Annotated in this window: 22 protein-coding genes and 1 tRNA gene; 9 read left to right on the top strand and 14 right to left on the bottom strand. The window is 70.0% G+C overall.

Features of this window, described 5'->3' with window-relative positions:
* Nucleotides 1-59: 59 nt before the first annotated feature.
* Nucleotides 60-872 (bottom strand): fused MFS/spermidine synthase, encoded by an 813-nt coding sequence (locus tag AB0M73_RS14765; RefSeq protein WP_363891136.1) that lies wholly within the window; start codon nucleotides 870-872, stop codon nucleotides 60-62.
* 250 nt (nucleotides 873-1122) lie between these two features.
* On the opposite strand from AB0M73_RS14765, the gene AB0M73_RS14760 reads away from it, so the two are divergent.
* Nucleotides 1123-1195, top strand: a tRNA-Lys gene (locus AB0M73_RS14760).
* Between the two features lie 500 nt (nucleotides 1196-1695).
* Here the strand turns inward: AB0M73_RS14760 and AB0M73_RS14755 are convergent.
* Nucleotides 1696-2274 carry a TetR family transcriptional regulator gene (locus AB0M73_RS14755; RefSeq protein ID WP_363891135.1) on the bottom strand — a complete coding sequence of 193 codons (579 nt, stop codon included), beginning with the start codon at nucleotides 2272-2274 and terminating at the stop codon, nucleotides 1696-1698.
* 59 nt (nucleotides 2275-2333) lie between these two features.
* Between AB0M73_RS14755 and AB0M73_RS14750 the strand changes: the two genes are divergently transcribed.
* Together AB0M73_RS14750 and AB0M73_RS14745 are read left to right on the top strand one after the other, a co-directional pair.
* Nucleotides 2334-2687, top strand: coding sequence for a VOC family protein (locus tag AB0M73_RS14750; protein WP_363891134.1), 354 nt, complete (start codon nucleotides 2334-2336; stop codon nucleotides 2685-2687).
* 93 nt (nucleotides 2688-2780) lie between these two features.
* The gene (locus tag AB0M73_RS14745; protein WP_363891133.1) at nucleotides 2781-3035 is read left to right on the top strand and encodes a hypothetical protein; all 255 of its coding nucleotides are present in this window, start codon (nucleotides 2781-2783) and stop codon (nucleotides 3033-3035) included.
* Here AB0M73_RS14745 and AB0M73_RS14740 read toward each other — a convergent pair.
* The 5 genes from AB0M73_RS14740 to AB0M73_RS14720 all read right to left on the bottom strand — a co-directional run bounded on the left by AB0M73_RS14740 (nucleotide 3032) and on the right by AB0M73_RS14720 (nucleotide 7238).
* Nucleotides 3032-4003: an SDR family NAD(P)-dependent oxidoreductase gene (locus AB0M73_RS14740; protein WP_363891132.1), complete on the bottom strand. Its 972-nt coding sequence runs from the start codon at nucleotides 4001-4003 to the stop codon at nucleotides 3032-3034. The genes AB0M73_RS14745 and AB0M73_RS14740 overlap by 4 nt on opposite strands.
* Nucleotides 4000-5142, bottom strand: a complete 1143-nt coding sequence (locus AB0M73_RS14735; RefSeq protein ID WP_363891131.1) for a nucleotide disphospho-sugar-binding domain-containing protein — start codon at nucleotides 5140-5142, stop codon at nucleotides 4000-4002. Before AB0M73_RS14735 ends, AB0M73_RS14740 begins: the two co-directional genes overlap by 4 nt.
* 66 nt (nucleotides 5143-5208) lie before the next feature.
* The gene (locus tag AB0M73_RS14730; RefSeq protein ID WP_363891130.1) at nucleotides 5209-5493 is read right to left on the bottom strand and encodes a hypothetical protein; all 285 of its coding nucleotides are present in this window, start codon (nucleotides 5491-5493) and stop codon (nucleotides 5209-5211) included.
* Nucleotides 5494-5529: 36 nt separating this feature from the next.
* Nucleotides 5530-6063: a VanZ family protein gene (locus tag AB0M73_RS14725; protein WP_363891129.1), complete on the bottom strand. Its 534-nt coding sequence runs from the start codon at nucleotides 6061-6063 to the stop codon at nucleotides 5530-5532.
* Complete coding sequence (locus AB0M73_RS14720) at nucleotides 6057-7238, bottom strand: serine hydrolase domain-containing protein (RefSeq protein ID WP_363891128.1); 1182 nt, start codon at nucleotides 7236-7238, stop codon at nucleotides 6057-6059. Before AB0M73_RS14720 ends, AB0M73_RS14725 begins: the two co-directional genes overlap by 7 nt.
* Before the next feature lie 111 nt (nucleotides 7239-7349).
* Between AB0M73_RS14720 and AB0M73_RS14715 the strand changes: the two genes are divergently transcribed.
* Both AB0M73_RS14715 and AB0M73_RS14710 read left to right on the top strand, forming a co-directional pair.
* On the top strand, nucleotides 7350-8264 hold the full coding sequence (locus tag AB0M73_RS14715; RefSeq protein ID WP_363891127.1) for a TIGR03619 family F420-dependent LLM class oxidoreductase: 915 nt from the start codon (nucleotides 7350-7352) through the stop codon (nucleotides 8262-8264).
* A 62-nt stretch (nucleotides 8265-8326) separates the two neighbouring features.
* On the top strand, nucleotides 8327-9160 hold the full coding sequence (locus AB0M73_RS14710) for an SDR family NAD(P)-dependent oxidoreductase (protein ID WP_363891126.1): 834 nt from the start codon (nucleotides 8327-8329) through the stop codon (nucleotides 9158-9160).
* On the opposite strand, the gene AB0M73_RS14705 is transcribed toward AB0M73_RS14710, so the two are convergent.
* Genes AB0M73_RS14705 through AB0M73_RS14695 form a run of 3 tightly spaced genes read right to left on the bottom strand, consistent with a single transcriptional unit; the run spans nucleotide 9155 to nucleotide 11211 of the window.
* Nucleotides 9155-9574, bottom strand: a complete 420-nt coding sequence (locus tag AB0M73_RS14705) for a MarR family transcriptional regulator (RefSeq protein ID WP_363891125.1) — start codon at nucleotides 9572-9574, stop codon at nucleotides 9155-9157. The two genes, AB0M73_RS14710 and AB0M73_RS14705, sit on opposite strands and share 6 nt — an antisense overlap.
* Before the next feature lie 24 nt (nucleotides 9575-9598).
* A complete protein-coding gene (locus AB0M73_RS14700; protein ID WP_363891124.1) occupies nucleotides 9599-9784 on the bottom strand; it encodes a hypothetical protein in 186 nt (61 codons plus the stop codon).
* Nucleotides 9781-11211 carry a GMC family oxidoreductase N-terminal domain-containing protein gene (locus tag AB0M73_RS14695; RefSeq protein WP_363891123.1) on the bottom strand — a complete coding sequence of 477 codons (1431 nt, stop codon included), beginning with the start codon at nucleotides 11209-11211 and terminating at the stop codon, nucleotides 9781-9783. Before AB0M73_RS14695 ends, AB0M73_RS14700 begins: the two co-directional genes overlap by 4 nt.
* Nucleotides 11212-11462: 251 nt before the next feature.
* Between AB0M73_RS14695 and AB0M73_RS14690 the strand changes: the two genes are divergently transcribed.
* Nucleotides 11463-12326, top strand: a complete 864-nt coding sequence (locus AB0M73_RS14690) for a CPBP family intramembrane glutamic endopeptidase (RefSeq protein WP_363891122.1) — start codon at nucleotides 11463-11465, stop codon at nucleotides 12324-12326.
* Here the strand turns inward: AB0M73_RS14690 and AB0M73_RS14685 are convergent.
* Both AB0M73_RS14685 and AB0M73_RS14680 read right to left on the bottom strand, forming a co-directional pair.
* Complete coding sequence (locus AB0M73_RS14685; RefSeq protein ID WP_363891121.1) at nucleotides 12296-12949, bottom strand: response regulator transcription factor; 654 nt, start codon at nucleotides 12947-12949, stop codon at nucleotides 12296-12298. The genes AB0M73_RS14690 and AB0M73_RS14685 overlap by 31 nt on opposite strands.
* Nucleotides 12937-14154, bottom strand: coding sequence for a sensor domain-containing protein (locus AB0M73_RS14680; protein WP_363891120.1), 1218 nt, complete (start codon nucleotides 14152-14154; stop codon nucleotides 12937-12939). The genes AB0M73_RS14685 and AB0M73_RS14680 overlap by 13 nt, the downstream gene beginning before the upstream one ends.
* A gap of 126 nt (nucleotides 14155-14280) precedes the next feature.
* Here AB0M73_RS14680 and AB0M73_RS14675 point away from each other — a divergent pair, with 126 nt between their 5' ends.
* The 3 genes from AB0M73_RS14675 (at nucleotide 14281) to AB0M73_RS14665 (ending at nucleotide 17055) form a co-directional block, all read left to right on the top strand.
* The gene (locus AB0M73_RS14675) at nucleotides 14281-14454 is read left to right on the top strand and encodes a hypothetical protein (RefSeq protein WP_363891119.1); all 174 of its coding nucleotides are present in this window, start codon (nucleotides 14281-14283) and stop codon (nucleotides 14452-14454) included.
* 197 nt (nucleotides 14455-14651) lie between these two features.
* Nucleotides 14652-16757: a PQQ-dependent sugar dehydrogenase gene (locus tag AB0M73_RS14670; RefSeq protein WP_363891118.1), complete on the top strand. Its 2106-nt coding sequence runs from the start codon at nucleotides 14652-14654 to the stop codon at nucleotides 16755-16757.
* 157 nt (nucleotides 16758-16914) lie between these two features.
* Complete coding sequence (locus tag AB0M73_RS14665) at nucleotides 16915-17055, top strand: hypothetical protein (protein ID WP_363891117.1); 141 nt, start codon at nucleotides 16915-16917, stop codon at nucleotides 17053-17055.
* Here AB0M73_RS14665 and AB0M73_RS14660 read toward each other — a convergent pair.
* Complete coding sequence (locus AB0M73_RS14660; RefSeq protein WP_363891279.1) at nucleotides 17032-17949, bottom strand: o-succinylbenzoate synthase; 918 nt, start codon at nucleotides 17947-17949, stop codon at nucleotides 17032-17034. The genes AB0M73_RS14665 and AB0M73_RS14660 overlap by 24 nt on opposite strands.
* A gap of 127 nt (nucleotides 17950-18076) precedes the next feature.
* On the bottom strand, nucleotides 18077-18283 hold the full coding sequence (locus AB0M73_RS14655; RefSeq protein WP_363891116.1) for a hypothetical protein: 207 nt from the start codon (nucleotides 18281-18283) through the stop codon (nucleotides 18077-18079).
* Nucleotides 18284-18509 lie beyond the last annotated feature (226 nt).

Genomic DNA, 18509 nt, shown 5'->3' with positions numbered 1-18509 from the left:
GCAGTGTTTACTCGGTCTGGGTGGTGGAAACGCTCCCCCGAACGTGTGAAAGTGGTCGGTCAGCTCCGACCCAGCGCGTCCGGCGGCGGTTGCGGTGGGATGACCGGTTCATCGTCGGACAGGGCCTTCGCGTTGCGCGCGAACTCCTGACCTGCGACGCAGCGGGCCGGAAAGGCCGAACCGGCGGTGCGCCGGGTCAGCTCCGCCACCGGCAGCTCGGCCCCCGAGGCGGCCGCCACGATGTTGCCGAACCGCCGGCCGCGGAACACCCCCGGCTCGGCCATCACCAGCACGTGCTCGAACACCTCGCCCAGCGTCGCCACGAACCGTCGGGCGAAGTGCAGACCGCCCCCGTCGGCCAGGTTCGCCACGTAGGTTCCTTGCGGGCGCAGCACTCTCCGTACCTCGCGCGTGTACTCCCGGGTCGCCAGCGGGCCCGGCATCAGCGCACTTTCGAACGCGTCGACGACCACCAGGTCGGCCGTGTCGTCCCGGCGCGTCGCCGTCTCCTGACGGCCGTCGCCGACCCGGACCTTCAGCTGTGGCACCGATCTCAGGTCCATGTGCTCGCGCACCAGGTCCACCAGCGGGCCGTCGGCCTCGATCACCAGCTGTCGCGATCCGCGCCTCGTCGCCGCCACGTACCTCGCTACCGTGCACGCCCCGCCGCCGATGTGCAGCACGTCGAGCGGCTCTCCCTCCGGGTGGGCCAGATCCACCACGTCCCCGATCCGGCGCACGTAGTCGAACTCCAGATGCGTCGGGTCTTCCACGTCCACATAGGACTGCGCGACGCCGTTCACCGACAGCAGCCACCCCGACGGCCGATCCGGGTCCCGCGACAGTTCCGCCTCCCCGAAACGGACCGGCACCCGCCCCAGCTCCGGCTCCTGCCGCCGATTAGGGCGGCCCCTCGGCGACCTTCCGTGCCCCACTGCCGCACCTCCCCCGACCGAACCGTCAACCCTAGTCCAGTGACGCGGATCACCCTCCCCCCGCCTGGTCGAAATCCCCGCCCTGACCTGGGCATACCGCCCCTGACCAGCCGATTGGGAATTGCCGCGACGCGTGTGCTAATCTTTCTCCCGTCAGCGAGGGAAACCCGCAAGGGAACCTCGATGAGCGGCGCTAGCTCAACTGGCAGAGCAGCTGACTCTTAATCAGCGGGTTCGGGGTTCGAGTCCCTGGCGCCGCACATTGCGACAATCGACCCCACCTGGGCATTCAGGTGGGGTTCTTTGTTTTTCTACCGTCCATAGTGGACGAGTGGTCGCTCCGCTGCCGAAGCCCGGCAGGAGCCAAGATCACAAACGCGATGGATGCCGCACCGTGCCGCGCAGCACCACCCCGCGCCGACGCGATGCCCCGCAGTGATGCCTCGAAGTCGCCCGAGTCGGTCTCCACGACATGCACCCTGTCCACATGCCTTGTGCACCAGCATTTCTCGCTCGGCACACGTCCGCTTAGGTGAACCTCGAGTTCCCGCACCAGTCCGATGCTGGCGAGAGACCCCCGCGCCACCAAACAACGAGACGCACAAACCCATCACCGGCAATGCCGCCTCCGTGGTGCAGGCAGGAACCATCTACGGCGGCGCCACCATCCACCACCAGGTTGCTTGTCGCAGAACTTCCATCACGAAGCCTTCCCGCGCTACCAGCCGTCGTCCGACACGTGCCCATGCCGCCGGCGGCTTCATCCCGTCGTGTTGTGGATGATGGAGTTCAGTTCGTGGCGGAGCCGGGTCGAGGATTTCGGCCGTATCTGCTGCTGCACGACCGTTCCCAGCAGCCAGGACAGCAGTGCGTCGGCCGTGACGGCGGGGTCGTCGACCGGCAGTCGCGCGGCGAGTTCGTCGAGCAGGACGCGTATGTCCTCCACAGTGGCGGCGATGGCGTCGGCGGACTGCCGACGGCCGGTGTCGATCCAGTATTCGAACCAGAGGAACGCGGCGTTGGGCTGTGCGGCGAACGTGGCCAGGTAGGCGTCCACAACCGCCCACAGTTTCCCGGCGGGATCGGATTCACCGTCGGCGGCCTGACGCAGCCCGGTCACCATCGCCGCGACGTGTTCCCGCATCGCGATGTCCACGATCTGGTGGATGTCGTCGAAGTAGTAGTGCACGGCGCTCTTGGTCAGCGGGCTCGCGTCGGCGACCGCTCGCGCGGTGCAGGCCGCGAGCCCGTCCCGGGCAAGGACCTGTTTGGCGGCGTCGATGATCTGCTCGCGCTTACCGCGCCGATTGGCTTCGATCACGGGCCTGGTCGCTGTCACGCCGGCAAACCTACCGCCTCGTTGCCAAAGATGGGACACGTGTCCTAAAGTCAGGACGCATGTCCCAACAATTTGTGTTTCACGACGTCCGGACCACTGACCTGGCCGCCTCGCGCCGCTTCTACACCGACCTGTTCGGTTGGGCGGTCACCGACACCCCCGCCGGGCCGATGTTCGGTGACGAGGCCGGTGTCTGGGGCGGATTCACCCCGCTGCCCGACGGCGATCCGCGGCATCCACAGTGGATCCCCTATGTCCCGGTGACCGATGTGGACGCCGCTGCCCGGCGCGCGGTGCAGCTCGGGGCGCGAATCGTCAAGCCCCGTACCGATCTGCCACCGGGCTCGGTCGTGGTCGTCGACGAACCCGGTGGCGCCACGCTGGCGCTGTGGCAGCCGGCGGATCGACGGTGACGGGCATCCGTTCGTCGTGCGCGCTGTCGCCCTCGGCCGCGATCGTCGAGCAGGCCCGCCACGCCGAGCGGCTCGGCTGACACCCGGATATGGATGTTCGATTCGCCTGCGCTGCAAGGAGATCCGTGGATCGCGCCGGCCTGCGCCATCCATGCTGACCGCGGCGTGCACTACTCCGTCAAACGCAAGCCGGACCTCCTCGTTGCGCTCGTCGAGCGGTTGCCCGACGAGCGCAACGACCTGTCCGGGCCGGTCGTGGACGGCGCCGTGGCCGGCAGACTGCGCGGCCTGCTGACCGAGCGGGCCTTCGTCGCCGACGCGCCGGCCCTGGGAGCCGGGGCACGCTAGGCCGCGGCGCGGTCCCGTTGCATGCGGAACCAGGCCACCGTGTCAGCCAGGCCGTCCCGCAGCGGGCGGGGCGTGAAATCGATGATCTCGTTCATCCTGCGCAGGTCCAGCCGGCGACCCGGCGAGCCCGCCGGCTTGTCCAGGTCCAGCCGGATCCGCTCCGGCCGCCCCAGCAGCGCCGCGAGGCGGCGGGCCAGGTCCACGATGGACACCGACTCCGCCCCGCCCACGTTGACCGTCGGGTGGCGGCTCGTGGCGATCATCGCCAGCGTGGTCCGGACCAAGTCCTCGACGTGCACGAAGCCACGGGTCTGGCGGCCGTCTCCCCAGACCACCACCTCCTCGCCGGCGGCCAGCCGGTCCAGCATCGCCGGGATCACCCGCCCGCCGCCGTCCCGCGGCCCGTAGACGTTGGTCGGCCGGGGCACGTGGATGGTCATGCCGAACTGCTTGCGATGCAGGTCGGCGAGGATCTCGGTGAACATCTTCGACAGCGCGTAGCCGTTCTCGGTGAAGTGCGCATGCCGCCAGAAGTCGTCCTCCTCGGCGACCGGATCCGGCGCGGCCGGCGCGTAGACCTCGGCCGAGCTCATCAGCACCACGTGGTCCACCTGCTGGCGGCGGGCGGCGCCGAGCACGTTGGAGGCGATCCGCATGTTCTCGTCCAGGATCCGCGCCGAGTGCCGCCGCTTGAACTCGGCGTTGCCGTCCAGCGCCGCGCAGTGCACCACGGCGTCGACGCGCCGCGCGGCGTACCGGCAGGCCGCCCGCAACTCGTTCTCGTCGAGCAGGTCGAGCTGGATCAGGCGGAGCCGGGCGGTGTGGTCAAGTTCGGCGATCACCTCGGGTCTTTCCGTGCGGTACAGGCAAATGACCTCCGCGCCGCGCGTCAGCATCTGCTGCACGAAATGTGAGCCGACGAACCCGAGCCCGCCGGTCACCACGGCGGTGCGTCCCACCCAGTTCACGACCGCACCTCCGCCAGGCGGACGAGATCGTGGAGGCTGTCAGCGACCAGGTCCGGCGACGGTCGGTGGCGGATCTCCGTGCGCAGCGCCTGGGCCGCCGCGCGATGGCTCCCGTCCTCCAGCAGGGCGCTGACCGACGCGCGGACGGTCACGGCGTCGACCTGTCCCGGCAGCAACTGGATGCCGGCGCCGGCGGCGGACAGCCGCTCGGCGTGCCGGTACTGGTCGCACATCTGCGGCAACGCCAACTGCGGCAACCCGAACGCGGTCGACGTCATGGTGGTACCCGATCCACCATGGTGCACGATCACGTCACAGGTCGGCAGCGCATGGCTCAGTGGCAGGCCGGTGACGGCCCTGACATGGGGCGGCAGGTCGTCGAGCGGCGCCAGATTGCCGCCGGTGACGAGCACGACGTCGGCGGCGACCTCGGCCAGCCCGGCCAACACGACGTCCAGCACGGACGCGTGGTCGCCCGGGATCGGGATGCTGCCCAGCGTGACACAGATCCGTGGGCGGTCCGACCGCTCCAGCAGCCACCTCGGCATCGGGCCGGAACCGTTGTAGGGGACGTACGTCATCGGCAGCACCGCCGAGTGCGCGTCCGGATATTGCAGGCCGGGCGGGCACACCTCGACGGTCCAGGTCGGTTCGGCGACGCCGGCCAGCCCCCACCGGCGATGTAGGTCGGCAAGGGCCGCCGCGGTGGCGCCCGGCAGCTCCGGCGGCAGCGCCACACCCCAGGTCTGGATCACGGTGGGAATGCCGACCACGGCCGCCGCGAGCGGGCCGGCGTGCTCCCACGGGGTATGCAGCACGACGTCCGGCCGCCACTCGGCGGCCAGCTCGACCGTGCGGTCGGCGAGCCGCTCGGCGAGCGGCAGATAGTAGGCGACGACGTGGTCGATCAGCGCCGCCGTGGAGTTGTCCTGAACGGCGTGGTCATCGGGGACGAAATCTCGCACCGGACAATCGGGGCCGAGCCGGACCGCGGGCAGTCCGGCGGCGGCCGCCACATCGGCGAAACGTCCCGGCAATGCGACGAGAACATCGTGGCCGCCGTTGCGCAATGCCCAGCACAACGGGACCAGCGGAAAGAAATGCCCATAGGTCGGACACGCTGTGACCAGCACTTTCATGGTTGCTCTGCCACTTCCTGCCTGGGTGATGGACGTGGACGAGCGCGGCGGTCGAGCACTGGAAAGCTAGCCGATTTGCATGCGTTCCTCTATGACCCCGGGCGAGATATGGCCGAATTTCCGCGAATGACGTGGATTATCGGCGGCGTCGATCGCCGTCATTGTCGGCGGCCGCGGGTCGGCCATTCCACGCCGTAGGGCGGCAGCGCCGTATTCCCAGGCGTCGACCCTGTCCTCCATCGCCAGGAGCCGGCTCGCTGCCAAGCCGCCGAACAGCTGCTCGCGCGTCTCGGCCGGGACGGTGTCGGCCAGCACCTCGATCGGGAGCCGCTGCTGTCGCAGCCCGAGCAACCGTAGGGGTCCGGAACGCCACCGGCCGGGCCGCCGCTACGACATCACGTCTACCGGAGCCCGCCACCAGTGGCGGGAGGCGAGGGCGGCGAGGAGGGCGCCGGCGGCGTTGAGGAGGACATCGTCCACAGAGGACACACGGCCCAGCTGGAGGACGTACTGCAAGGTCTCGACGAAGACGGAGCAGCCGGCGCCGAGGGCGAGGATCCGTGGGGCGGAGGCCAAGGCGGAGAAGCGGATGGGGGCGAAGAAGCCCAGCGCGGCGAACACCAGGAGGTTGCCGACGACCTGGGCGACGGCGGTGGAGGGACCGGCGGCGAGGACGGCGGAGAGGTCGCGCAGGGGGATGAGGCTCACCCGGTTGGAGCCGGCGGGGCCGCCGGGCAGCAAGATCAGCCACACGCCCGGCACGGTGCCGTAGACGAGACCGACCTCGGCCAGGGACATCCGCAACGGCCTGCCGCGAAGGGTGAGGAGCCACACCATCAGCGCTGCCACGGGGAGGGCGAGCACGGTGAGGGCGACGACGCCGGTGAAGGTGCCGAACCAGGCGTGCCAGTCCCTCAGCACGACGCCTCGGTGACGGCCTGGGACTCCCGCACGGACATCTCCTGCAACGGCAGGCCGTCGCTGTTGCCGAGGGTGACGCCGATCCAGCCGGTGTCGGGGTAGATGTTCCAGCTGGCGGCGACGCCGGGGTTTGCACCGGCCCGCCCGAACACCCACTGGCGGTTGAGGATGTGGACGGGCAGCGAGTAGGCGCCGAACGACGTGGGCCCGTGGGGGATCTTGGCGCCGGTGAGCACATCGGCCCATGGACGGTCCAGCAGCGTGCCGTCGAACAGGGCCTGGCCGAAGCGGACGAGGTCGGGCGCGGTGGCGAAACCGCCGTCGCCGGGGGCGTCGATGAAGGCGCGGCCGGGGTTCTTGCCGAGCACGTCCGGGGCGGGGCTGCCCTGGTCCAGGTGGCGCACGGCATCGACCTGGCTGCCGTCGGCCAGCGTCATGTACGGGTGCGCGATGTGGGGGTCGGTGAGCCACTGAGGCCGGGTGAAAAACCCGGTGCCGGTCATGCCGCAACGCCGGAAGATGTTGTCCTGCACGTAATCCCAGTACGACTGCCCGCTGACGGCTTCGACGATCTGCGCGGGGATCTGAACCTCGGCGGCGACGTGGTCGGTGGGTGTGCCGGGCGGATCCACCGGCGTCGACTGCCGAGCCCACTGTTCGTAGTAGGCGTGCACCTCCTCCCGACTCTGGAAGACCCGCTGCACGTCCTCGTCCGGGCTCGTCGTCCCGGAAGTGCCGGAGAGCAGGTGGTGAATGGTCACCTTGTCGGCGATCTCCTTGGCGTAGCCGGTCAGATACGTGCCGACGGTGTCGGACAGCTTCAGCTTGCCCTGCTGCACCAGCTGGAGGACGGCCACCGCGCCGAACGGCTTGCCGGCGGAGCTGAGACTGAAGGCGATGCCTTCGTGGTTGCGGATCCCGTTCTCCCGGTCGGCCAGGCCGTAGCTGCGTGACAGCACGGTCCGGCCCCGGTGCGACAGCATCACCACGCCGGAGAACCTGCCCTCGGCCGCCAGCTGCGCCACGTACCGGTCATAGGCGCCGCCGGGCCGAGTGGCTGGCGGGATGTCGCAATCGACCGGATCGGCGTTGGCGACCGGTGCGGCGGCCGCCACCACGCCCGCGGCCGTCAGCCCGAGCAACCGCCGCCGGCCGATACCCCCTGCGGAATCCATGAGCGCGGTCCTCCCCCATTGACAAACTGTGGCCCCCAGTGAAGACGGCCGGACGTTGCCGTGGCGTATGCGGTTTTCCATACGCCCGCGATACGCGGGCATGATGGTGGCATGACCAAGTACGGACTGCCCCTGCCGCAGGGCAGCGAAGCGGATCTCAGCCACGATGTCACGACCGTCGCCCGCGAGGCCGAGCGCCTGGGCTACGACAGCCTGTGGGTGTATGAGCGGGTGCTGTTTCCGTTGCAGCCCAACGACGGCATGTACGGCGTGCCGGGACTGGCCTGGTCCGAGACCTACCAATTCAACGCCGAGCCGCTGACGGTGCTGGCCGCGGCGGCGGCCGTGACGCAGACGGTCAAGCTGGGCACCTGCCTGCTGGTCGCGCCGCTGCACCAGCCGGTGCGGCTGGCCCGGACGCTGGCGACCATCGACCAGCTCAGCGGCGGCCGGATGGTGGCCGGTTTCGGCTCCGGCTGGTCCTCGGACGAGTACCGTTCGCACGGCGCGGAGCTGCGGAACCGGGGCCGCGACCTCGAAGCCACCATCGACGCCTGCCGCACGTTCTGGGGCCCGAACCCGGTGTCCTATCGGGATAGTCGGACCGTGGTGGACAACGCCTTCGTGAACCCGAAGCCGGTCGACAGCATCCCGATCCTGGTCGGCGGCGGCTCGGCCCCGGCCGCGCTGGACCGGATCGCCCGCAAGGCCGACGGCTGGATTCCCAGCGGCATGGGGGCCGAGGCGATCGGACAGACCTGGCAGCGCATCCGCGAGCTGGCCGACGGCCACGGCCGTGACGCCGACGCCCTGCGCCTGGTGCCGTTGATCCACGTCTACGTCGCCGACGCCGACATCCCCGGTGACCGCACGCCGTTCCAGGGCAGCCCGGCCCAGCTGGCCGAGGACGTCGCCGCCCTGACCGCCATCGGCGCCGACGAGGTGATCCTGTACGTGGTCAACGGGAACACCGCCAAGGAGCTCGTGGACCGGGCCGGGGCGCTGGTCGAGCGGCTGCCGCGCTGATTTGATGAGGTACCTCAGCACTGCTACAGTGATGAGGTACCTCATCAATCGTGGAGGCGGCCATGAGCACGCGCCCTGTTGTCGTCATCACCGGGGCCACCAACGGCCTGGGCCGACTGGTCGCCCTCGACCTCGCACGGCAAGGAGCGCGGCTGGCCGTGGTGGCCCGCGACCCGGGCAAGGCCGCATCGTTGCGCCGGGAGACCGAGGCGGGCGTCTTCATCGCGGATCTGGCTTCGCTGAACGATGTCCGACGGGTGGGCGCCGAGATCGCCGCGCGCTACGACCAGGTGGACGTGCTGGTCAACAATGCCGGCCTGCACGCCTTTGCCCAGCGCCGCACCGAAGACGGCTTCGCGGAGATGACGGCGGTCAACTACCTGGCGCCGTGGCTGCTCACGGCGACGTTGCGGGACAAGCTCACCGGCCGCGTCGTCAACGTCGCCTCCGAGGCGGCGCGGCAGGTGAAGACGCTGGATCCCAAGGCCGATCTCCTTGCCACCGAAGACTTCTCACGGCGCGAGTCCTTCGCCCGGTACGGCCGGACCAAGCTGATGGACATCATGTTCACGCAGGAGCTGAGCCGGCGACTGGCCGGCACCGGCGTGACGGTCAACTGCTGCGACCCCGGTTTCAACACCAGCGGCCTCGGCCGCGAGCTGCCGTTCGCCGGCCCGCTGGAGAAGGTCCTCAAGGCGCTGAGGATCGGCGATCCCCGTCGTGGCGCGGGAATCATCACGCGCCTGTGCACGGACGACCAGTTCGCGACGACCACCGGCGGGTACTTCTCACACCGTGACGGCAAACCGCTCGAATGCCCGGCTCCCGGACGCGGCGAGCGGATCCAGAAAGAACTCTGGGACACGACGGCCGACCTCGTCGGAATGGCGCTATAGCTCCTCTTCGAGCGCGTCCACCAGCTTGCCGAGGCGGGCCAGCCGCGTCGGCCCCAGGGCGCCGAAGATCTCCACGAGCGCCTGGTCGCCGGCGGTCACCCCGGCCGCGAGGCTGTCCGCCCCGGCCGGCGTGAGGGCGACGAGCTTGGCCCGCTGGTCCTCGGGATCGGCGGTCCGGACGACCAGGCCGTCCCGCTCCAGCGCCTCGACCGCCTGGGTCACCGAGCGCGGGGCCTGGCCGAGGCTCTCGGCCAGCGACACCTGCCGCTGCGGGCCGGTCTCGTCGAGGATGCGCAGGACCTTCACCCGGGCCAGCGAAAGCCCGCCGGCAACCATCTTGTCGTCGACGAGCCGGCGCACCCGGTGCGCGAGGGACAGGTATCGCAGCCCCACCCGCACGGCCTCATCGCTCACCGCCGCCTCCATTCGTGAAGTACCTCACCAATAGTCTACTTGGTGAAGCCGACCACGCCGTAGTCGGCCACGGTGCTCCGCGTTGTTCAGCGTCAGCCTCACGCCCATGACGGCCAGCTGCTGCTGGAGGAGCTGGCCGCTGTCGGTGCTGGGCCGGCTGTTCGGCGCGAGGAACGTGAGCGCGGCCGGCGTCTCGTCCCGGTGTGTCACCGAATCAGGTCGGCGGCGCGTTCGGCGATCGCGTACACCGGCGCGGCGGTGTTGCCGCTGGTGATGGTCGGCATGATCGAGGCGTCGACGACGCGCAGCCCGTCAAAGCCGTGCACGCGGAGCTCGGAATCGACGACGGCGTCGTTGTCGGCGCCCATCCGGCAGGTGCCGACCGGGTGGTAGTAGGGATGGAGGCTGGCCAGGAGGTGATCCCGAACCGAACTGTTCGGACCTGGTACCACTTCGCGCTTGCGCCAAAAGGAAAGCGCAGGCTGGTGGCCGATCTCGCGGCCCATCGCCAACCCAATGGTCATGGTGTCGAGGTCGCGGGCATCGCGGTAGTAGGCCGGATCGACGCTCGGGAGCGTGCACGGATCCGCCGACCGCAGCCGCACCGTGCCACGTGAATGCGGTGCCATCGCGGAGATTCCGATCGTGTAGCCGTGTTCGAGAACGCCCTCGGGCACCAGGGGCACATCGAACGAGAACAACTGGAGATCGGGAAGGCCGCCGGTGCTGGCGGCGAGGCCGATGATGTCGACGTGCCCGTTGACTGTGGGTGGAATCTCCCGGCCGGCCTCGTACACCAGGGTGGTGACGACGTGGTCGTGCAGGTTCGAGCCGACACCGGGCCGGTCGGCCACCACGTCGATCCCCAGGTCGCGGAGATGCCCGGCCGGGCCGATTCCGGACAGCATCAGCAGATGCGGCGAGCCGATCGCGCCCGCAGCCAGGATGATCTCCCGTTCGCATCGGACCTGGCGGTCGATTCCGTTGGCACGAAAGGAGACCCCGACGGCGCGAGTGCCGTCGAAGAGGATCCGCCGGACCTGGGCGTCGGTGATGATCTCAAGGTTGGCTCGCTGCGCCGCCGGCGTCAGGTACGCGTCGGCGGAGCTGATCCGCCGGCCGTCGGCGATGGTGACGTCGGTGCGCCCGAAGCCGAGCTCCGTGCCGCCGCTGATGTCCGCAGCGAGCGGATGGCCGGCCTGTGCGCCGGCCTCCAGGAACGCCGTCGCCCATGGATGCGCCGGCGTCGCCGGGCCGACCGACAGCGTCCACTCGGCGCGCCGGAAGTACGGGAGCAGGTCGTCGAAACCCCATCCCTTGACGCCCCACCGGTCATAGGCCGAGCGGTGCCCGCGCGTGAAGACCATTCCGTTGATCGCCGAGGACCCGCCCAGTCCGCGGCCGCGAGGCAGGTTCACGGGCGCGCCCGACAACTGCGGCACCGTCAGGTCGCCCCAGTCCGACGCCGTTTCCTGCAACAACGGCCAGGCCGGTGGAATCGCGCTGCGCGGATCGGGTTCGGCCGCCCCCGCCTCGATCAGCAGGACGCGGACGCCCGGATCCTCGCTCAGCCGCGCGGCGAGCACACAGCCCGCGGTGCCCGCGCCGACGATGACAAAGTCGTGGTCGACCCCCATGGTGGGAAGCTAGCAGGTGAGGCCGGCTCCGAGCACCCTGCGTGGCCAATAGACCCAAGGAATGGCTGGCCCGCCGGCGGCCATGCCGGACGGGGGAATGACCGGAGAAAGCGGACATTCTTGGCCCGCGCGAACTCGTGCAGGGTCTCGGCCCAGTTCTCCCGGCCGAAGTCGCCTGATACAGCCTGCTGTACCTGAATTCGGGTGCTCACGGGAATGACCTTCACGGCCCGCGCTGGTGTGCTCAACCGGTGACAATCACCGAAAACATCCGCCGCCGGCCGCTGGTCTGGTTCTTCGTGCTGGCCAACGCCTTGAGCTGGGCGGCATGGGCGCCGTACATCCTGTCCGAGAACGGCTTGGGGCTACTGCACTTCCGGTTCCCGGAGCTGCTCGGCACGAGCCAGCTCGCGGGCGTCCTGCCGGGCGCCTACCTGGGGCCGATCTTCTCGGCGTACGTGGTCACGGCGGTGACCGACGGCCGGGCGGGGCTGCGCCTGTGGGTGGGGCGGCTGGCGAAGTGGCGGGTCAACTGGCGTTGGTACGTAGGCGTTGTGCTGGCCGTGCCGGCGGTGCTGACGGCGTCCACAGTGGCGCTGTCGGAGCAGAACCCGATGCTGCCGGCGGTGGCGACGCTCGTGGCGTACGTGCCGGGCCTGGTGCTCCAGATGGTCACCACGGGCCTGGCCGAGGAGCCGGGCTGGCGCGACTTTGCCTTGCCTCGCCTGCAGAACCGGTTCGGTCCGCTCGGTGGAACGCTGATCCTCGGGCCGTTGTGGGGAGTCTGGCACCTGCCGCTGTTCTTCTCGGACTGGGGCAACTGGCCGCACTGGACGCTGCTCACGCCGGTGGAGTTCGTGGCCACCTGTGTCACCTTCAGCATCATCATGACCTGGGTGTTCAACCGCACCGGGGAGAGCCTGCCGATCGCCATGCTGTTGCACACCAGCGTGAACAACTTCTTCTCGATCGCCTGGTCGCAGATGTTCCCGTCGATGTCGATCCAGGACACCGCGAACGCGTTCCTGCTCGGCTCCGGCACGATCGCGATCGTGTTGCTGGCGGCGACCCGCGGCCGCCTGGGTCACCGGGCGCCGGTCCTCGCCTTGAGGTAGCGCAGCACGGCCGTCACGCGCCGATCGGCACTGTCGGTCGGCGCGAGATCCAGTTTGGCGAAGATGCTGCGAATGTGCTTGTGCACGGCCCCATCCGTGACGACCAGCCGCGCGGCGATGGCGCTGTTGCCCAGCCCCTCGGCCATGAGCGCCAGCACGTCCCGCTCCCGGGCGCTGAGCCGTTCCAACCGGTTGTCGGGGCGAACCATCAGCTGGGCAACGACTTCCGGGTCGATGGCGGTACCACCGCCGGCCACCCGGCGCAGCACGTCCAGGAACTCCTCCACCCGCCCGACCCGCTCCTTGAGCAGGTAGCCCAGCCCCGAGCCGCCCGTGGTGAACAGCTCGGTGGCGAAGGCCTGCTCCACGTACGCGGAGAGCACGAGCACCGCCAGGCCAGGTCGCCGCCGCCGGGCCTCGACGGCCGCCACAATGCCTTCGTCGGTGTTGGTCGGCGGCATTCGAACGTCCACAATGGCCAGATCGGGCCCGTGTTCATCCACGGCGGCCAGGAAATCCGGCGCATTGGCCACGGTCGCCACGACATCGAGGCCCTCGGCCTTCAACAGCAGGGCCAGACCCTCGCGCAGCAGCGAGTCGTCTTCGGCGATCACAATCCGCATGGCAGGCTCACAGTCAGAACGGTCGGTCCCCCAACGGGACTGGTCAACGCGAAGGCCCCGTCGTGCGCCTCGACCCGGCGGCGGATGCCCGACAGCCCCGAGCCGTCCTGCTCGCTGGCCCCGCCGGCGCCGTCGTCGGTCACCTCCACGCACAGCCGATTCTCCTGTCGGCGCAGGGAAATTGTGGCGGCGGTGGCCCGGCTGTGCCGGGCGACGTTGGTCAACGCCTCGGCCACCACGAAGTACGCGGTGGCCTCCACGGAAACGGCGCAGCGGTCGGCCACATCGGCGTCGAGGCGGCAGGTCACCGGGCAGGCGGCGGCCAACGACGTGAGGGCGTCTGGCAGGCTCCGGTCGGCCAGCACCGGCGGCAGGATGCTGCGCACGACCCCGCGCAGCTCGGCCAGCGCCTGCTCGGCGGCGTCCTGCGCGCGGTCGAGAATCTCCTTGCTGACCAGCGGATCCCGATCCAACGCGCGTTGCGCGGCACCGATCAGCACGGTCACGGCGACCAGCCGGTTCTGGGTGCCGTCGTGCAGTGACCGCTCGATCCGCCTCAGCTCGGCGGCATGGGCGTCCAACGCCGCCGCGCGGGTGGCCGTCAGCTGGGCCACGCGCAGGGCCAGGTCGGCGCCGCGATCCGGCGACAGCAGGCGGATCCCCGGCCACGCCTGCAACCATGCCATCGGCGGCAGCACCACCATCGTGATCACCAGCGCCGCGAGCCCGATCAGGCACACCAGGAACGCGCCGGACCAGTCGGTGGCGGGGAAGAACCCCTGCGCCGGCATGGCCGCGGACGGCGGGACCAGTTGCCACCACAGCGGGAAAGAGGCGTCATGGAGGACATCGATCGGCAACGTCAACGCGGTGGCCCCGAGCAGAAAGCCGAGGGAGGCGTGGCAGAGCAGCCAGGCGAGCTCTCGGCGCAGCGCCGGATCCCGCAGTCCCCGCATCGGCCCCGGGCCGATGATCTCCGGTCCCCAGCGGGACAGCCGGGCGCGTTCCCGGTCAGCCACTGCCCGCACCATGCGCAGCGCGGTCGGCAGCAGCAGGAACCCGACCCCGACCAGGCACAATGCGACGGTCACGAGCAGCCACGCCAGCACCGCCAGCGCGAACAGGGCGGTGCCGAGGCCGCCGGCGAGGTGTTCGAGCGCGTCCAGCACGGCACGGGCCCGGCCGACCACGTATCGGGTGGACATGCCCCGGACCCTAGCCACCCGCGCCGGCCCCAGCCACGCCGAGCACCCAGAAGTACAGCCTGCTGTACCGCCGATTCTCCCGCCCGCTGGATCGTGTGCGGGGGTGCCGATTCCTAGGGTCGTGACATGACCAAAACCCGCCCCGTCCTCTGGGTCCTGCTGGCCGTCAGCGCCGTCGCCAACGTCGTGACGTCCGCTTCCGGCCAGAACGTCCTGCTCGGCATCGGTTTCGGGCTGGTGACGCTGGCCTTGGGCGGCGCGCTGGTGGCCGACCACTACCGACGTCGCCGCCAGGGCTGACGCCCGGCCGCCCTGACCCGCCGGACCCCGCCCCGCCAGCCCGCCCCGCCGCCTTGCCACACCCCACGCCCGACCAGCCCAGGGGCCCAGCCCGTCAGCCGGTTGACGCGCCCTGCCCGCCCTCGTACATTCCCCCTGTAAACGTTTTCACCCCCGCCGCCGCGCCAGACATCCGATGCGAGTGGAAGGTGCGGGCTGTGGCCAGAACGAGCCTAGCCAGACTTGTCGCCGGCGCGGTGGCGGTCTTCGCCGTCATCGCCGGGACCGCGGGTCCGGCCTCGGCGGCGGACACGTTGCTGTCGCAGGGAAAACCCGTCGTCGCCAGTTCCTCCGGGGGCTGCTGCCAGCCCGCGAACGCGGTCGACGGCAACACCACCACCCGGTGGGCCAGCGCGGCGGACGTCGACCCGTCGTGGATCTACGTCGACCTCGGCGCGACCTACGCCGTCAACCGGGTCCAGCTGACCTGGGACGCCTCGTGCGCCAAGGCGTACCGGATCGAGGTCTCCCCCGACACGACCAACTGGACGGCGATCTACACCACCTCCTCCGGCAAGGGCGGCGTCGAGAACCTCACCGGCCTGTCCGGGACCGGCCGCTACGTCCGGGTCTACGGCACAGCGCGCTGTAGAACCGATGCCAGCAAGGGCTATTCGCTCGACGAGTTCCAGGTCTACGGCGCGGGCGGCGACACCGTTCCCCCGACCCCGCCCGGCTCCCCGACCCTGGTGAGCAGCACCCCGATCAGCGCCACCATCCAGTGGCCGGCCTCGACCGACAACGTGGCCGTCGTCGGCTACGACATCTACCACGACGGCCAACTGTGCGCGCAGGTCACCAGTACGACCGGGACGTGCGACGGCCTGAGCCCCAGCACCACCTACGGCTTCTACGTCAACGCCCGCGACAACGCCGGCAACGTCTCGCAGCCCAGCCCCACGCTGTCGGTCACCACGCAGCCGTCGGACGACCACATGCCGCCGACCGCGCCGACCAGCGTGCACACCACGAGCGTCACCAGCACGAGCATCGGCCTGGCCTGGACCGCTTCCACGGACAACGTCGGCGTCGCCGGCTACACCGTCTACAACCTCGTCAACGGCTCGCCGGTGGCGATCGGATCCTCCAGCGGCGCAACGCCCAGCGCACAGCTGAGCGCCCTGACGCCGAACACCGCCTACCACCTCCAGGTCACCGCGTTCGACGGCAACAAGAACGCCAGCCCCGCCTCGGCCACCCTGGACGTGACGACGACGAGCGGCTCCTGCACCCAGCCGATCTGCACCGTCACCCAGGTCGGAGCCAGCGACGACGTGGTGTGGGGCTTCGTCACCCTGCCGGACGGCACGATCCTGTTCAACGAGCGGGACGTGCACGACATCGTGCACCTGAACCCCAAGACCGGGGCCAAGAAGGTCATCGGCACCGTGCCCAACGTGCAGAGCACCGACGGCGAGGGCGGTCTGACCGGCCTGGAGATCAACCCGGCCAGCTTCGGCAGCGACCACTGGCTCTACATCATGCACACTTCCCCGTCGGACAACCGGATCGTGCGCATCAAGTACGACCCGAGCGCCGACTCGCTGCAGACCTCGACCGAGCAGATCCTGGTCTCCGGCATCGCCCGCAACAAGTTCCACAACGGCGGCCGGCTGCGCTTCAGCCCCGACGGCAAGTACCTCTACGCCGGCACCGGCGACGCCCAGAACGGCGACAACGCGCAGAACACCAGCAGCCTCAACGGAAAGGTGCTGCGGATCAACCCGGACGGCAGCATCCCGGCCGACAATCCCTTCCACAACGCCGTGTGGAGCTACGGGCACCGCAACGTTCAGGGGCTGGCCTTCGACTCCCAGGGACGCCTGTGGGAGCAGGAGTTCGGCAACAGCATCATGGACGAGACCAACCTGATCGTGAAGGGCGGCAACTACGGCTGGCCCTCGTGCGAGGGAACGTCCGGCAGCTGCGGCAATGCCGGCTACCTCAAGCCCAAGCACACCTACCCCGTGGCTCAGGGCTCGTGCAGCGGCATCACCATCGTCCGTGACGTGCTCTACGTCGCCTGCGAGCGCGGCACCCGCCTCTACCGCGAGGTGATCAGCGGCGACAGCCTGACGAACGTGCAGGTGTTCTTCGACGGCACCTACGGCCGGCTGCGCACCGTCGAGCCCGCGCCCGACGGCGGCATCTGGCTGACCACGTCCAACAACGGGGACAAGGACAGCACCCCGCACAACAGCAACGACCAGATCTTCCACGTGTCACTGGCGTCACCTTCGGCGTCGCGGCTCGGCCCCTTCTGAGCCGCTGCCTCGCCCTTGCCGGATTTCGCCCGCCCCATCAACTCGTGTGGATGCGCACGTTTGGTGGCGGCGGTCGAAATCCGGCAACCAGGCGAAGCAGCGGCGGGGCCGAGCGGTCACGAGCCGGCTTTCGGCCCCGGTGCTAGATTCACGTGAAGTGCTCACCCGTCGCCTTACCACGGTGCTGGCCGCCACTTGTGCGGTCGCCTCCTCGAACATCTACCTGATCCAGCCGGTGCTCGGGCAGGTGGCCGCCGTGCTGGCGGCGCCGAAGTCACAGCGCCAGCACGCGGGATAGCCGCTCCTGCCACCACTTCAGCCGGTCGCCGGTCAGCGCGAACTCCTCCAACAGCTCGGGATCCGGCGACGGCGCCTGCGTCGGCACCGGCAGGAATCCGTCCACGACCTGGAAGGAATCCCGCACGAGATCGCCCGTGAGCAGGGACAGGGTTCCCAGCCCGCAAGCGAAATCCAGCTCCGGCAGCGCACCGGCCAGGGCCAGCTGCGCGGCCAGGCCGACGCTCGTCTCCAACGCCGAGGACACCACCACCGGCAGGCCGGCCGCATCGGCAACCCGCATCGACCGCCGCACCCCGCCCAGCGGCGTGCACTTGATCACCGCCACATCGGCCGCCCCGGCCACCGCCACCTTCAGCGGATCCTCGGCCCGGCGGATCGACTCATCGGCCGCGATCCGCACGTCCACCTTGCGGCGCACCGCCGCCAGCTCCTCGATCGTGCGGCACGGCTGCTCCACGTACTCCAGCCCGCCAGCCGCCCGCTCCAGCCGGCGGATGTGCGCGACGGCGGCGTCCACGTCCCACACCGCGTTGGCGTCGATGCGGATGCTCCCGGCGGGCCCGAGGGCGTCGCGGACCGCCGCCAACCGCTCGATGTCCTCGCCCAGCGACTCCGGGTGGTCGGCCACCTTCACCTTGGCCGTGCCGCAGCCCGACTTCGCCACGATCTCGTACGCGCGAGCCGGCTCCACCACCGGCACCGTGCAGTTGATCGGGATCCGGTCCCGCACCGGCGCCGGCCAGCCCTCGGTGCACTGCTCCACCGCCGTGGCCAGCCAGGTCGCGGCCACGGCGTCGTCGTAGTCGTCGAACGGGCAGAACTCGCCCCAGCCGTTCGGGCCGCGCAGCACCGCGCCTTCCCGCACGGTGATGCCCCGGAACCGGGTCGTCATCGGGATGGCGAAAAACCGCACGTCGTCGAAGGCAGGCACGGTGCCACCCTAGATCCCCGGTGGCCGGGTGGGGCCGAACGCGATCAGCCCCACCCGGTCCGGGCTGGTTCCCGGCAGCGGGTCCCGCTCAGAGCCCGATCCCGATGCCGATCCCGATCCCGAGCCCGCCGATACCGTCGTTCCAGCCCCACCAGTCGTCGTCGCACTGGTAGTGGTGGTGCTGCGTCCAGCAGCCGCCGTCGCCGGGGTGGTCGACGGGGGCGGCCGAGGCCGGCGCGGCGGCCAGGGCGACCATCGCGAACAGACTGGCGCCGAGCAAAGCGATGCGCTTCATGTCTCCTCCTGGATGTCGATCCGTCTCTGTCAGAACAGGCGTTGCCGTCAAGCGACACGCCGAACCCTCCACGACACGATGGTGTGAAAACGAAGGCCTGAGCATCAATCATGTTTGCCGGCCGTTCGACCGCGCGGCCAGCCCTCCGGCCGGCGATGGCGTCGACATCACGACGGACGGTGTCGGACGACAACCGGAATGGGTGTCCGCCGGATTCCACGAAAAG

Source organism: Kutzneria sp. NPDC051319 (assembly GCF_040682195.1).
Lineage (GTDB): Bacteria > Actinomycetota > Actinomycetes > Mycobacteriales > Pseudonocardiaceae > Kutzneria.
Note: the sequence above shows the minus strand (reverse complement) of the source record. Positions and strands in the feature narration are given on the sequence as shown.

Excerpts from the sequence above, each read along its gene's own strand:
- AB0M73_RS14750 (WP_363891134.1), top strand. The coding sequence starts at position 2,334 with ATGTCCCAACAATTTGTGTTTCACGACGTCCGGACCACTGACCTGGCC.
- AB0M73_RS14745 (WP_363891133.1), top strand. The coding sequence starts at position 2,781 with ATGTTCGATTCGCCTGCGCTGCAAGGAGATCCGTGGATCGCGCCGGCC.
- AB0M73_RS14735 (WP_363891131.1), bottom strand. The coding sequence starts at position 5,142 with ATGAAAGTGCTGGTCACAGCGTGTCCGACCTATGGGCATTTCTTTCCG.
- AB0M73_RS14720 (WP_363891128.1), bottom strand. The coding sequence starts at position 7,238 with ATGGATTCCGCAGGGGGTATCGGCCGGCGGCGGTTGCTCGGGCTGACG.
- AB0M73_RS14715 (WP_363891127.1), top strand. The coding sequence starts at position 7,350 with ATGACCAAGTACGGACTGCCCCTGCCGCAGGGCAGCGAAGCGGATCTC.
- AB0M73_RS14710 (WP_363891126.1), top strand. The coding sequence starts at position 8,327 with ATGAGCACGCGCCCTGTTGTCGTCATCACCGGGGCCACCAACGGCCTG.
- AB0M73_RS14695 (WP_363891123.1), bottom strand. The coding sequence starts at position 11,211 with ATGGGGGTCGACCACGACTTTGTCATCGTCGGCGCGGGCACCGCGGGC.
- AB0M73_RS14685 (WP_363891121.1), bottom strand. The coding sequence starts at position 12,949 with ATGCGGATTGTGATCGCCGAAGACGACTCGCTGCTGCGCGAGGGTCTG.
- AB0M73_RS14680 (WP_363891120.1), bottom strand. The coding sequence starts at position 14,154 with ATGTCCACCCGATACGTGGTCGGCCGGGCCCGTGCCGTGCTGGACGCG.
- AB0M73_RS14675 (WP_363891119.1), top strand. The coding sequence starts at position 14,281 with ATGACCAAAACCCGCCCCGTCCTCTGGGTCCTGCTGGCCGTCAGCGCC.
- AB0M73_RS14660 (WP_363891279.1), bottom strand. The coding sequence starts at position 17,949 with ATGACGACCCGGTTCCGGGGCATCACCGTGCGGGAAGGCGCGGTGCTG.
- AB0M73_RS14655 (WP_363891116.1), bottom strand. The coding sequence starts at position 18,283 with ATGAAGCGCATCGCTTTGCTCGGCGCCAGTCTGTTCGCGATGGTCGCC.